Source organism: Streptomyces purpurascens, assembly GCF_045040895.1.
GTDB lineage: Bacteria > Actinomycetota > Actinomycetes > Streptomycetales > Streptomycetaceae > Streptomyces > Streptomyces purpurascens.
The window spans coordinates 3,665,825-3,678,283 of sequence record NZ_CP108341.1 but is presented as its reverse complement, the minus strand read 5'-3'; the positions used below and the strand labels follow the sequence as shown (position 1 = coordinate 3,678,283).

Here is a 12,459-nt window from a genome sequence, read left to right as displayed (position 1 = left end):
CTTCTTGGCGGGTCTTAGGGCGATTCGAGTGGAGGACTTACCGTTTCCGGCTAAGGCTTGTGCCGTGACGGTGAACCTTTCCGAGGAGCGAGTGGCCGCTCCCGCCCCGCCGGTCAGACGCCTCGTTCTCGAAGTGGTGAACTTCGCGCTGGTCGGCGGGAGCGGTGTCGCGGTGAACTTCCTGGTGTTCAACGTGCTCCTGCACGGGCTGCACCGGGCCGCCATGGTCGCGACGGTGCTGGCCAGCCTGATCGCCATGGGCGGCAACTACCTCGGATTCCGGTACGTCACCTACCGCGACAGGGCGTCCCGCACGCGGCGCCAGATCGCGTTGTTCTTCGGCTTCAGCGGAATCGGCGTCGCCCTGGAGAGCGGGCTGTTCTACGCCGGATACCACGGCCTGGGCCTGGCCGGTCCCTTCGAGTCGAACGTGGTCAAGGCGGCCTCCATCGTTCTGGCCTCCGCCTTCCGCTTCCTCGTCTACCGCACCTGGGTGTTCCAGCACGATGCGCGCCGCGCCTAGAGGGGCCCTAGTCGCGCAGGCCGCCGCCGCGGTGGTCGTCGTGCTGCTGCTCCTCGTGATCGTCCGGCTGCCCTGGGCCGGGGATCTCGGTGTGCACGCGGCGACCGTCCAGCGCCTGCGGCACAACCTCCTCGACCCCGGCAATCCGCTCGTCGACGCGGACACGCCCAGTCCGTACTACTCGCCCTGGATGCTGGTGCTCGGCTGCGTCGCGCGGGTGAGCGATCTGTCGGTCTTCTGGGTGCTGCGGCTCGGAGCGCTGGTCGGGCTCGGGCTGCTGGTGACGGGGGTGTGGCGGTATGTGCGGACGCTGAGCGGCCGTCGGGCCGCGCCCGCGCTGGCCGTGCTGAGCCTGCTGTTCCTGTGGGGGACCGTGCTCTTCAACTGGAGCGGCTTCTACGGGCTCAACTCGCTCGCGCTGACGGTGTCGTATCCGAGCGTGTTCGCACTGGGGCTGGCGTTTCACTTCTGGGCCTGGCTGGGGCGGGCGGTGCGGGAGGACGGAGGGTGGGGGATGTGGCTCGGGCTGGGGGTGCTGTGGGCGGTGATCATGCTGTGCCATCAGTTCTCTGGTGTGGTGGCCTCGCTGGGGGCGATCGCGACGGTGGTCGCCGCGCGGCCGGGGCGGGCGGTGTGGGGGCGGCTGGGGTGCGGGGTGGTGCTGGGGCTTGTGGTGCTGCTGGTGTGGCCGTACTACGACTTCTTCGCACTGCTCGGGGCGTGGGACGGGCTGGAGTCGGTGCACCGGCCTCTGTACGAGGACCTGTTCGGGCGGTACTGGCTGGTGTTGCTCGGGGTCGTGGCCCTGGGGGTGCGGTGGTGGCGGGATCGGTGGGATCCGCTGGTGCTGTTCTTCGTGCTGGGGGTTGCTGTGGTGGCGGTGGGCGGGGTGAGCGGGCAGTACGCGTGGGGGAGGGCGTTGCCGGCGGTGTTGATTCCGGCGCAGGTCGCCGTGGCGGTGGAGGTGGGGGAGGCCGGGCGGCGGGCGGTGCGCGTGGGGTGGGGGTGCGTGCTGGGGGTGGCGCTGGCTGTGGGGGCCTGGACGCAGGTCGGGACGGTGGGGTACGTGGTGAGGCCGGGGGATCTGCCGGCGGCCGTCGCGGAGAAGTACCGGGAACCCTGGGTGGGGTACCAGTGGATGACGCGGTGGGTGAAGTACGGGGATGTGGTGATGGCTCGGTTGGGGCGGCCGAGTGCGCAGATTCCGGCGTATGGGGCGTACACCGTGGCGCCTGGGTATCCCGACTTCTTCCTGCCGGATGAGGGGCGGCGGGAGGAGGCGGTGCGGAGGTATTTCGCGGCGGGGGTGTCGGAGGGGGAGCGGGGGGCGATTCTGCGGGAGTACAGGGTGCGGTGGGTGGTGGATACGGGGGTGGCTGGGGGGCTTGGGGTGGGGTTGCGGGAGGTGGGGCGGGGGCCTGGGGGGCAGGTGCTTTATGCCGTGGTGCGGTGAGGTACGTCCATCACGAGGGGACAAAGGAGCCGCCCGCGTTGGTGCTGGGGCCGGGTGGGTCCGCAGCCCGGCGGAGCGGGGTGCCTCCCCCACTCTCGGCTTCGCTCGAGCGGGGGGAACCCCACCGCCCACCCGTGCCGCCCTTGGCGGCACGATTGCCCGCAGCTCTGCTCAGCGCAGTGCGCTTGCGAGCAAGCGGGCTGCTCTCTTCACCCTGGGCCGGGCCAGGCGGCGGACGGTTGGGCGGATCAGTTTGGCTGTCGTTCCCGTCGGTTCCCAGCGGATCTGCAGGCGGCCGGGGTTGTGGCCTTCGGGTTCCAGGGTCAGGTGGTGGTGGGGGACCTGGGTGGTGAAGGCCGGGAAGGCCAGGGGGGCCAGGAGGAGGCCTGTGTGGGAGACGCCCTGGTGCTGCAGGCGGAGCAGGGGGTGGCGGACTCCGGAGAAGCCGTAGAAGGGGAGCAGGGCTGCTCCGAGGTCGAGGTGGGCGTGGCCCTCGAAGACGCCGGGGCTGACGGGGGAGAGGCGGAAGTGGACATGGAGGCGGTGTCCGCCGGGGGCGATGAGGAGCGTGGCGCGCCGGGGGCCGACGGGGAGGCGCAGGGCCGGGTCGTAGGTGCGGATCGCGAGGTCGACGGAGGCGCCCGGGCCTCGGGTGATCTCCGTGATCTCGTGGCGGAACTGCGCGCTCGGGAAGGGGCGGGTCTCCAGATCCAGGTCTGAGATGTCCAGTTCGCGGCGGGCCCATGCGGAGGCCGGGATCCGGTCGCCCCAGTACGTGCGGCCCTCCCCGTCCGTCGTGATCTGCCTCGGCCCCACGCCGTGGCCCAGGCCCCGTGCCGCCAGCCGGGCCTCCGGCAGGCGGCGGTCGCGGATCAGCTGGAGGACGACGCGTTCGGCGCGCGGGAGACGGGCGAACGCGCCGGGGGCGAGCGTGTCGAGGTACGGGGTGACCAGGTCCGCGAAGGACGACAGCCACGCCTCGTCCCGGTAGGGCAGGTCACCGGCGTACATCCGGAAGTCGTGCTTGAGGAACTTGTAGTCCTTGTCCTCGCGCAGCGACTCGTGCCCGCTCTCGGCCAGGAACGCGTCGATGAGGTGCTGGACGTGGATACGGTCCCGGACGTTGGCCAGCTTGTGCCGCTGGTTCGATATCGAGGCCGCCTCGGAGGTGGCGTAGGGGGCCACGTACCAGCGGTAGACCGGCTCCGGGACGATCGTGAAGCGCTTGGCCAGGCAGTACGCCCGCGCCGAGAACAGCTGGTCCTCGTAATGGATGCCCTCGGGGAAGCGCAGGCCGTGCCGGTCGAGGAAGGCGCGGGCGTACATCTTGCTCGTCGACAGGTGCTCGAAGAGCAGGCGCGGGTCGGCCGCGATGCCGTCGAGGGTGCGGCGCTCGGCGACCAGGTGCGGCATCCAGGTCGAACGCCGGCCGTTGTCCACCCGGACCCGCTGCACCGCCCCCATCGCGAAGTCGATCTCGCGTTCGCGGTGCGCGGCCAGCAGCAGTGCGACGGCGTCGTCGGGGAGTTCGTCGTCGCTGTCGAGGAACATCAGGTACGGCGCCCGGGCGATGTCCAGGGCGCGGTTGCGCGGGACGCTGCAGCCGCCGCTGTTCCGCTCCAGCCGGAGGTGCCGGACGCGGGGGTCCTGGTCCGCCAGCCGCCGTGCCACCTCCGGGGTGCCGTCCGTGGAGTGGTCGTCGCTGATGACGATCTCGACGTTCGCGTGGGTCTGCCGGCGGACCGAGTCGACCGCGCGCGTGAGGCGTTCGGCGTCGTTGTAGACGATGACCGTCACGGTGACGTCGGGGGTGCTCATGCGGTCGCCTCCTGCGGGGTTGGGGCCGGGGTGCGTTCCTCGAGCGGCAGCACCGGCGGCAGGGAGCGTTCGTCCTGGCCGAGGAAGACCCGGCGTACGACGCGCTCGGCGGCGCGTCCGTCGTCGTACTCGCAGAACCGGCGCCGGAATGCGGCTCGGGTCTTCGCCGCGCCCTCGTCGCGCCAGGCCTCGGTGGTGAGGATCTCCGCCAGTTCCTGCTGGGTGCGGGCGACCGGGCCCGGGGCCTGGTCCATCAGGTCGAAGTAGACGCCGCGGGTGGTGCGGTACGTCTCCCAGTCGTCGGCGTGGATCACGATCGGCCGGTCCAGGTTGGCGTAGTCGAACATGATCGAGGAGTAGTCCGTGACCAGGGCGTCCGCCGCCAGGCACAGATCCTCGACCGGGTCGTAGGAGGAGACGTCGATGATCCGGCCCGTGCGGCGCAGATTGGTGAGCGGGGAGGCCGCGCCGCCGTAGAAGTAGTGGCCGCGCACGAGCAGGACCGTTTCCTCGCCGAGGCGGTCGGCGAGGGCGGCGAGGTCCAGGCGGGGGGTCCAGCCGGCCTCGTAGTCGCGGTGGGTCGGCGCGTAGAGGACGGCCCGGCGGCCCGGGTCGATGCCGAGGCGGTCGCGGACGGCGCGGATGTCGTCGGCCGTGGCCGTGTAGTAGACGTCGTTGCGCGGATAGCCGTGGTCGAGGGAGACGTAGTGCGAGGGGTACGCGCGCTCCCACATGCGGGTGGTGTGGCTGTTGGCGGAGACGCTGTAGTCCCACTTGTCGATGCGCTCCAGCAGCGCCTTGAAGTCCAGGCCCTGCGCGGCGGCCGGGTACGCCATCTGGTCCAGGCCCATGCGCTTCAGCGGCGTGCCGTGGTGGGTCTGGACATGGATCGCGTCCGGGCGTTTGACCACCGCGTTGGGGAAGTTGACGTTGTTGACGAGGTACTTGGCGGTCGCCAGCACCTCCCAGTAGCGGCGGCTGCCGGGCACGACATGGTCGGTGCCGGGCGGGAGGAGGGCCTCGTTCTCCTGGGTGACCACCCACACCGGGTGGATCTGCGGGGCGAGTTCGGAGAGCTCGGCGGCGATCGCGGCGGGGTTGCAGGCGACGCCGCGGTTCCAGTACGCCGCGAACACGGCGAGGTGGGGGTTCACGGGGCGGGCGAGTGCCCTGCGGTACTGGTGGTCGCGGAGTTTGGCGCCGACCTGGCGCTTTCGGCTCCGTACGGCCGACTTGGCGGTGCGGCGGGTGCGGTTGACGGCCTGGAAGGCCCGGTACCTGGCGTAGGCGCCCTCTTCGAGCAGGGAGCGGCGGACGCCTTCGAGACCGGCGGGGCGGCTGTAGCCCTCGGGGCGGCGGCGCAGGGCGGCCAGGGACGCCCGGCGGAAGAACTCCCGCGCGACCTCCTCCTCCATGCCGCCGCGCGCGAAGACGCGCAGGCAGTCGCGGACCATGACGTCGTAGAGCACGGCGTGGGCGGCGGGGCGGCCCCGGGTGAGGTCGAGGAGGGACTCGTAGCGCTCGACGAGGCCGTAGCGCTGTTCGGGAGTGACCGGCGGCAAGCTCGCGGGGCGCAGGGTGCGGTCCTCGTAGGCGACGTGCGGCAGGCAGGCGACGCGGTCGGCCAGCAGCAGGGCGGCCAGGGCGGCGTGCGGCTCGTCGTCGGTGGTGAGCTGCTGCTCGTGCGCCCGCCAGAAGTCCGCGCGCAGGACGCGGGTGCCGAGCAGCGGGGTGAGGCGCAACAGGGGTGCGCAGACGTCGAGGGCGACATCGGCGCGGCCCGCCCGGGCCAGCAGGGAGCCGTTCGGGGAAGGCATGCCGGAGGTGTGCCAGGTGCTGCGGACGTGGTCGAGGAGCAGGACGTCCACCTCGGCGGGCAGTTCGGCCACCCGCTCGGCGACCGTGCGCGGGGCGCCGGCGGGCAGCCCGTCCTTGGCGTGGACGAAGTGCAGCCAGCGGCCGGAGGCCCGCGCCGCGCCCGCCGCCCGGGCCGCGGCGTCGCCCATGCCGTCCGGCACCGGCAGCACCTGGACGTCCGGGGTGTGCCGCTCGGCCGTCTCCCGGGCCCAGTCGCCGACCGCGGCCACGATCACCTCGGCGTCCGGGAGGGGATGCGCGGCGAGGGAGTCGAGGAGTTCCGTCAGATGGTCCTGAGCGTTCGCCCCGTGGACGATGAGGCTGAGCTCGGCCATCGCGAGGGCTCCTTCACGCCGGTACACCGTATGCGGTCATCGTGTCATCAATAGGACAAAACGGCCGACCGGAGTACGCCTCACGAGCGAACAGGAACCTTCGGCTTGGGCTTCGCGGACTTGTCCCCGGTGAACGCCTCGTACTCCTTGAGGACGTCCTCCGTCGGCCCGTCCATGAGCAGCTCGCCGCGCTCCAGCCACAGCACCCGGTCGCAGGTGTCGCGGATCGACTTGTTGTTGTGGCTGACCAGGAACACCGTGCCCGCGTGCTTGCGCAGCTCGCGGATGCGCTGCTCGGAGCGCTTCTGGAAGGAGCGGTCGCCGGTGGCCAGCGCCTCGTCGATCAGCAGGACGTCGTGGTCCTTGGCGGCGGCGATGGAGAACCGCAGCCGCGCGGCCATGCCGGAGGAGTACGTCCGCATCGGCAGCGTGATGAAGTCGCCCTTCTCGTTGATGCCGGAGAAGTCGACGATCTCCTCGTAGCGCTCCCTGATCTGCTCGCGGGACATGCCCATGGCCAGGCCGCCGAGGTGCACGTTGCGCTCGCCGGTCAGGTCGTTCATCAGGGCCGCGTTGACGCCGAGCAGGGAGGGCTGGCCGTGGGTGAAGATGCGGCCGTTCTCCACGGGGAGGAGCCCGGCGACGGCCTTCAACAGGGTCGACTTGCCGGAGCCGTTGGTGCCGATCAGGCCGATCGCCTCGCCCTTGTACGCGACGAAGGACACGTTCCGCACGGCGTGCACCCGGCGTACGCCCGCCGCCTTCTCGGTCTTCTCGCGGCGCACGATGCGGTTGAGGGCGGCGGTCGCGGAGCCGCGTCCGGCGCCGGTGCCGTTGACGCGGTAGACGATGTCGACGCCGTCGGCGACGACGGTGGGGATCTTCTCACTCATGTGCTCAGCCACGGCCGTACGTCTCCTCAGCCTTCCAGAAGTAGATGAAGCCGCCGACGCCGGCGATCAGCGCCCATCCGACGGCGAGCGCCCACACGTGGGCCGGGAGCTGGCTCGCGTGGAAGCTGTCGATCAGGGCGAAGCGCATCAGGTCGATGTAGATCGCGGCCGGGTTGGTCTCCAGCAGGATCGTCACGGCGCGCGGCAGGCTGTCCTTGTCGGCCAGCTTGTCGATGCTCCACATGACGCCCGAGACGTACATCCAGGTGCGCAGCACGAACGGCATCAGCTGGGCGATGTCCGGGGTCTTGGCGCCCATCCGGGCCATGACCATGGAGACGCCCGCGTTGAACGTGAACTGCAGGAACAGCGCCGGCAGCGCCAGCAGCCAGGACACGCCGACCGGCACCCCGAAGCAGAGCAGGATGACGACCAGGGCGCCCATCGAGAACAGCAGCTGCTGGAGCTGCTGGAGGCAGAACGACAGGGGCAGGGCCGCGCGCGGGAAGTGCAGGGCGCGGACGAGGCCGAGGTTGCCGGAGATGGCGCGGGTGCCCGCCATGATCGAGCTCTGCGTGAACGTCCAGATGAACACGCCCGTGACCAGGAACGGGATGTAGTCCGGCACGCCGTGCTTGGTGCCGAGCAGGACGCCGAAGATGAAGTAGTAGACCGCCGCGTTCAGCAGCGGGGTCATCACCTGCCAGACCTGGCCCAGCTTCGCCTGGCTGTACTGGGCGGTGAGCTTGGCGGTGGCGAACGCGGTGATGAAGTGGCGGCGGGCCCACAGCTGCCGGACGTACGCGGGCAGGGAGGGCCGGGCGCCGCTGACCGAGAGGCCGTGGCGGGCGGCGAGGGCCGCGAGGTCGTCGTCGGCGGGGGCCGGGGCCGGTGGCTGGGGCGGTGTGTCGAGGACCTGGCTCACATCCGCTGCTTTCGTTCGGGGGGAGGGGTGTGGGACCTGGGGTCGTGAGGAGCGGGAAAGTGGGTTTTTTACCAGACTCTTCACGAATTCTTACGTCGGGACGGGACCGTATCGTCGCAACGTGAGCGTAGGCCTTTAGGACGTCGGAACGCAACCGTTTCGTCGTGACGCCCTATGCTGTCGGCATGACGACGAACGCGAACGCCGACGAGCCGCCGCAGCCGCGTCCGCGCCGCCGGGCGCCCGCGGGGGCGGCCGTACTGCGGGAGGACGTGACGGACGCGATCCGGGCGGCCGTGTTCGAGGAGCTCGCGGCCGTCGGCTACGCGCGGATGTCCATCGAGGGGATCGCGCGGCGGGCGGGCGTCGGGAAGACGGCGGTGTACCGCCGCTGGCGCTCGAAACTGCACCTCGTGCTCGACATCGTCTCGGCGCTCGCCGTGCAGGGCCTGCCCGCGCCTGACACCGGCTCCCTGGAGGGCGACCTGCGGCTGCTGTACGAGGTGACGTCCCGCGCCCTGCGCCACCCCGTCGCCTCGCAGATCATCCCCGACCTCCAGGCCGAGGCGGCCCGCAACGCCGAGATCGCCGAGGCCCTCCAGAAGGCCCTGCGCGAGGGCCAGGACGGCGTCGCGACCGGCATCGTCACGGCGGCGGAACGCCGCGGCGAGCTTCGTGAGGGTCTCGACCGCGACCTGGCCCTCGACCTGATCTCGGGCCCGCTGTACTGGCGCTCGGTGGTCATCCGCAGCCCGAAGCTGCCGCAGGGGTATCTGGGGTCACTGGCCCGGGCCACGGCGGGGGCGTTGCGGGCGTTGTGAGGGGGGCTTGCCGCCGGCCGGGGCGGATCAGCCCCGCTTCGCCTCCGGGTGCTGCCGTACCCAGCCCTCCCACGCCGATGTGATCATGTCCTGGACGTCGTGTCTGGCCTTCCAGCCCAGCTCCGTGGCGGAGCGGTCGGCCGAGGCGACGACGCGGGCCGGGTCGCCGGGGCGGCGGGGGGAGACCGTGGGCGGCCGGTCGTAGCCGGTGATCGCGTTGATGTGGTCGATCATCTCGCGGACGGAGACGCCCTCGCCCCGGCCGATGTTGAGCGTGAGGCCGCGGCCGGGGGAGGAACGCAGCGTCCGGGCCGCCGCGACATGGGCCTCGGCCAGGTCGACGACGTGGATGTAGTCGCGTACGCAGGTGCCGTCCGGGGTCGCGTAGTCGTCGCCGAAGACACGCGGCGGCGCGTCCTCCGTGAGCTTCTCGAAGACCATGGGCACCAGGTTGAAGACCCCGACGTCCGCGAGCTCCGGGCTCGCCGCGCCCGCCACGTTGAAGTAGCGCAGGCACGCGGTCGACAGGCCGGTCGCCCGGCCCGTGGCACGGACCAGCCACTCACCGGCCAGCTTCGTCTCGCCGTAGGGAGACATCGGCACGCAGGGCGTCTCCTCCGTGACCAGGTCCACGTCCGGCATGCCGTACACCGCCGCCGAGGAGGAGAACACGAAGGACGGCACCTTCGCCGCCGTCACCGCGTCCAGCAGGATCCGCAGGCCCTCGACGTTCTCCCGGTAGTAGCGCAGCGGCTGCTCGACCGACTCTCCCACCTGCTTCTTCGCCGCGAGATGGAGGACGCCGGTGACCGAGTGGTCCGCGAGGGTACGCGCGAGCCGCTCGCCGTCCAGCGTCGAGCCCACCACCAGCGGCACCCCCTCGGGCACGCGCCCGGCGATACCGGTGGACAGGTCGTCGTAGACCACCGCCTGTTCCCCCGCCGCGGTCATCGCCCGTACGACGTGCGCGCCGATGTAACCGGCGCCGCCGGTGATCAACCAGGTCATGTGCGGCCGTCCCCTCGTCAGTTTGGCCCGTCGTGTTCTCAGTGAAGCAGGGGGCTTCTCAGTGAAGCAGGCGGTGCAGTCTCGCGCGTACGACGGACAGCACACCGCGTACGCCGGGCGCCACCCGCAGCGCCAGCGCGCCGGAGTGGGTGGCGTACGGCTGCACGAGCACCACGCCGTGCCGGGCGCTCGGGACGGCACTGCGGCGCAGCAGACCGGCGCCCGCGAGCGCGTGCGCCGTGACCTCGCGGCTCACGCCGTCACGGAAGCGGACCCGAAGGCGCAGGTCCCAGGTGCCCGTACCGAGCGCGGCCAGCGCGGGGAGATCGACATCCGCCTCCGCCGACCAGCCGCCGGCGGCGGCCGCGAACCGAGTCGTGGCGCGGACGGCGGCGTCCCCGTCGTCCCGGTGCCGCCACTCCACCTCCACCGCCTCCGGGCCCGCCCGCGCCACCCGCCCGTACAGCTCGTGCAGGCGCAGCCGCAGCCGGGCGCCCCGCGCGCGTGGCCGCAGCTCCGCGTCGACGGCGAGGGGCAGCGCGCGCACCGGCCGGGTCAGCAGCGGCTCCAGGGAGACCTGCGGGAGGTCGTCCGACCAGACGGGCGTGCCGTCCGCGGCGCGGGCGTACGGCGGACACAGACGGGCCGGACGGGCCGCCAGTTCCCCGAGCCGGGGCAGGTCGCGCGGCTCCGGGGAGGCCAGGACGACCCGCCCGGCCAGCCGGCCCGGAGCGGCCGGGTCGCGCGCCCAGTCGTCGGCGTCGAACTCCGCGAGATGCGCCCGCGTCAGTTCCCACCACGCGCGCCGGTAGGCGGCGTCACGCAACCCCAGCTCGCGCACGTACATCCGCAGCTCGTGGTCGAGGAACCGGGCGCGCGCGGCCCGCGCGAGTGCCTTCTGCCCGGCGCCCAGCAGAGTCTCGTACGCCTGCCGGCAGGCCTCCGTCCGGGCCCGCCAGTTGCCGACGCCGGCTCGGTCCAGGGAGATCGACAGCCGCTCGGCGGACCAGCGCACGTGCCAGACGTACACCAGGTCCGGGATCAGGGCGATACGTGGGTCCGCGGCCAGCACGCGCGCGCTGAAGACGATGTCCTCGTACGGGAAGCGGCCCTCGGGGAAGCGAATGCCGTGCTCGCGCAGGAAATCGGTGCGGTAGAGCTTGTTGACGCAGAGCGGGTCCTGGACCAGGTGCGGTCGCAGCGCGGGACGCGGTACCACGGCGTGGAGCGCGTAGAGGCGCGCCTGCCAGGGCACTTCACGCCCCGACGGCAGCTCCCGGCGTACGCACAGACCGCCCGCGACCTCCGCGTGCGCGCCCGTCGCGGCCCCGAGCAGCGCGTCGACCGCGCCGGGCGGCAGGACGTCGTCGCTGTCCAGGAACATCACGTACGGCGACGTCGCCGCGTCGAGCCCGGTGTTGCGCGGGGTGCCGCAGCCGCCGCTGTTGACCCGGCGGCGGATCACCTTGAGGCGGGGTTCCGACGCGGCGAGCCGCTCGAGAAGGGCGGCGCTGCCGTCCGCCGAGCAGTCGTCGACGGCCACGACCTCGCGCACGGCCGGGCCCTGCGCGAGCGCCGAGCGCACGGCGTCCGTCACATGGGCGGCGTCGTCGTAGCCGATGACCACGACGGCGACCTGGGGGCGAGGCCTGTCGGCATCCACAGCGGCATTCATTACGAGGATCGTAAGTCGGGTGAATGGCGTGAAAGCGATAAAACGCCCGAAACCGCTGCGACCGCCCGGCTTCGCCGCGACCGCCCGACTTCGCTCCGACCCCCCGGCCCCGCTGTGACCGCGGGGCCTCGCTACATCCGCCCGTCTCCCGGCGTCTCCGAGAGCGCGGCCGCGTCCAGCGCGGAGGTGAGCTCGTCGAGGCGGGCGCGCAGGGCGCGGACCTCGGTGGCGTCGAAGCCGGTCGCGCCGGCGATCCGGCGCGGCACCTGGAGCGCCCGCTTCCGCAGCGCGGTGCCCTCCTCGGTCAGCCGCACCTCCACCGACCGTTCGTCGCGCGCGCTGCGCTCCCGGCGCACGAGACCGGCCGCCTCCAGCCGCTTGAGCAGCGGCGACAGGGTGCCGGAGTCGAGACGCAGGTGCTCCCCGAGCTTCTTCACGGGCAGCTCGCCCTGTTCCCAGAGCACCAGCATCACCAGGTACTGCGGGTAGGTGAGCCCGAGGTCCTTGAGGATCACGCGGTACACGCCGTTGAAGGCGCGGGAGGCCGCGTGCAGCGAGAAGCAGATTTGCTGGTCCAGGCGGAGCCAGTCGTCGTCCGGCGTGTTCATGGCTCCAGGGTAGCTCGCACCCACCATTCAATTGCGCACAACTTAATTGTGTGCTCTAATCGTGGGTGTCAGGCGGCCCGGAAGCGGGCCGCCGGAACGTGACGTGAGAGGGAAGGATTTCCATGGACGCGCTCTACACCGCTGTCGCCACCGCCACCCACGGCCGCGAGGGCCGCACCGTCAGCTCCGACGGCACGCTGGACCTCGCGCTGGGCATGCCGGAGGCGCTGGGCGGCAACGGCCAGGGCACCAACCCGGAGCAGCTCTTCGCCGCCGGTTACGCCGCCTGCTTCGGCAGCGCCCTCGGCCTCGTCGGCCGTCAGGCCAAGGTCGACGTCAGCGACGCCGCCGTGACCGCCGAGGTCTCCATAGGCAAGCAGGGCGAGGGCTTCGGTCTCGCCGTCACGCTCCGCGTCGAGCTGCCCGACAGCGTGGACGAGGCGACCGGCCGCAAGCTGGTCGAGCAGGCCCACCAGGTCTGCCCGTACTCCAACGCCACCCGCGGCAACATCGAGGTCGACCTCGTCATCGAGTAACCACCGG

At 71.9% G+C, this 12,459-nt stretch carries 11 protein-coding genes; 4 read left to right on the top strand and 7 right to left on the bottom strand.

The annotated features are described in order from the left end of the window. Positions 1-64 precede the first annotated feature (64 nt). Both OHU35_RS16660 and OHU35_RS16655 read left to right on the top strand, forming a co-directional pair. A complete protein-coding gene (locus OHU35_RS16660) occupies positions 65-523 on the top strand; it encodes a GtrA family protein (RefSeq protein ID WP_359893875.1) in 459 nt (152 codons plus the stop codon). Continuing rightward, positions 507-1,976 (top strand): hypothetical protein, encoded by a 1,470-nt coding sequence (locus tag OHU35_RS16655; RefSeq protein ID WP_405505771.1) that lies wholly within the window; start codon positions 507-509, stop codon positions 1,974-1,976. The genes OHU35_RS16660 and OHU35_RS16655 overlap by 17 nt, the downstream gene beginning before the upstream one ends. Before the next feature lie 171 nt (positions 1,977-2,147). On the opposite strand, the gene OHU35_RS16650 is transcribed toward OHU35_RS16655, so the two are convergent. From OHU35_RS16650 to OHU35_RS16635, 4 genes are all read right to left on the bottom strand, one after another. Further along, positions 2,148-3,794, bottom strand: a complete 1,647-nt coding sequence (locus OHU35_RS16650; protein ID WP_405505769.1) for a glycosyltransferase family 2 protein — start codon at positions 3,792-3,794, stop codon at positions 2,148-2,150. Next, positions 3,791-5,986, bottom strand: a complete 2,196-nt coding sequence (locus OHU35_RS16645; RefSeq protein WP_405505767.1) for a CDP-glycerol glycerophosphotransferase family protein — start codon at positions 5,984-5,986, stop codon at positions 3,791-3,793. Before OHU35_RS16645 ends, OHU35_RS16650 begins: the two co-directional genes overlap by 4 nt. An 80-nt stretch (positions 5,987-6,066) precedes the next feature. Continuing rightward, positions 6,067-6,879 (bottom strand): ABC transporter ATP-binding protein, encoded by an 813-nt coding sequence (locus OHU35_RS16640; RefSeq protein WP_189724065.1) that lies wholly within the window; start codon positions 6,877-6,879, stop codon positions 6,067-6,069. A gap of 4 nt (positions 6,880-6,883) precedes the next feature. Beyond that, positions 6,884-7,804 (bottom strand): ABC transporter permease, encoded by a 921-nt coding sequence (locus tag OHU35_RS16635; protein ID WP_189724008.1) that lies wholly within the window; start codon positions 7,802-7,804, stop codon positions 6,884-6,886. Between the two features lie 185 nt (positions 7,805-7,989). On the opposite strand from OHU35_RS16635, the gene OHU35_RS16630 reads away from it, so the two are divergent. Continuing rightward, complete coding sequence (locus OHU35_RS16630; protein ID WP_189724007.1) at positions 7,990-8,625, top strand: TetR/AcrR family transcriptional regulator; 636 nt, start codon at positions 7,990-7,992, stop codon at positions 8,623-8,625. A 27-nt stretch (positions 8,626-8,652) separates the two neighbouring features. Here the strand turns inward: OHU35_RS16630 and galE are convergent, their stop codons facing one another. The 3 genes from galE to OHU35_RS16615 all read right to left on the bottom strand — a co-directional run bounded on the left by galE (position 8,653) and on the right by OHU35_RS16615 (position 11,943). Further along, the gene (gene galE, locus OHU35_RS16625) at positions 8,653-9,633 is read right to left on the bottom strand and encodes a UDP-glucose 4-epimerase GalE (protein WP_189724006.1); all 981 of its coding nucleotides are present in this window, start codon (positions 9,631-9,633) and stop codon (positions 8,653-8,655) included. A 58-nt stretch (positions 9,634-9,691) separates the two neighbouring features. After that, positions 9,692-11,308 (bottom strand): glycosyltransferase, encoded by a 1,617-nt coding sequence (locus tag OHU35_RS16620; protein ID WP_359893888.1) that lies wholly within the window; start codon positions 11,306-11,308, stop codon positions 9,692-9,694. 131 nt (positions 11,309-11,439) lie between these two features. After that, positions 11,440-11,943, bottom strand: a complete 504-nt coding sequence (locus tag OHU35_RS16615; protein ID WP_372498737.1) for a MarR family winged helix-turn-helix transcriptional regulator — start codon at positions 11,941-11,943, stop codon at positions 11,440-11,442. Positions 11,944-12,038: 95 nt separating this feature from the next. Here OHU35_RS16615 and OHU35_RS16610 point away from each other — a divergent pair, with 95 nt between their 5' ends. Continuing rightward, entirely contained in the window at positions 12,039-12,452 is a 414-nt protein-coding gene (locus OHU35_RS16610; RefSeq protein ID WP_189724003.1) for an organic hydroperoxide resistance protein, read from the top strand. Positions 12,453-12,459: the final 7 nt, after the last annotated feature.

Bases quoted from the DNA above. Each gene is read 5' to 3' on its own strand.
- OHU35_RS16620 (WP_359893888.1), bottom strand. From the start codon at position 11,308: ATGAATGCCGCTGTGGATGCCGACAGGCCTCGCCCCCAGGTCGCCGTC.
- OHU35_RS16615 (WP_372498737.1), bottom strand. From the start codon at position 11,943: ATGGTGGGTGCGAGCTACCCTGGAGCCATGAACACGCCGGACGACGAC.
- OHU35_RS16610 (WP_189724003.1), top strand. From the start codon at position 12,039: ATGGACGCGCTCTACACCGCTGTCGCCACCGCCACCCACGGCCGCGAG.
- OHU35_RS16645 (WP_405505767.1), bottom strand. From the start codon at position 5,986: ATGGCCGAGCTCAGCCTCATCGTCCACGGGGCGAACGCTCAGGACCAT.
- OHU35_RS16650 (WP_405505769.1), bottom strand. From the start codon at position 3,794: ATGAGCACCCCCGACGTCACCGTGACGGTCATCGTCTACAACGACGCC.
- OHU35_RS16630 (WP_189724007.1), top strand. From the start codon at position 7,990: ATGACGACGAACGCGAACGCCGACGAGCCGCCGCAGCCGCGTCCGCGC.
- OHU35_RS16655 (WP_405505771.1), top strand. From the start codon at position 507: ATGCGCGCCGCGCCTAGAGGGGCCCTAGTCGCGCAGGCCGCCGCCGCG.
- galE (WP_189724006.1), bottom strand. From the start codon at position 9,633: ATGACCTGGTTGATCACCGGCGGCGCCGGTTACATCGGCGCGCACGTC.
- OHU35_RS16640 (WP_189724065.1), bottom strand. From the start codon at position 6,879: ATGAGTGAGAAGATCCCCACCGTCGTCGCCGACGGCGTCGACATCGTC.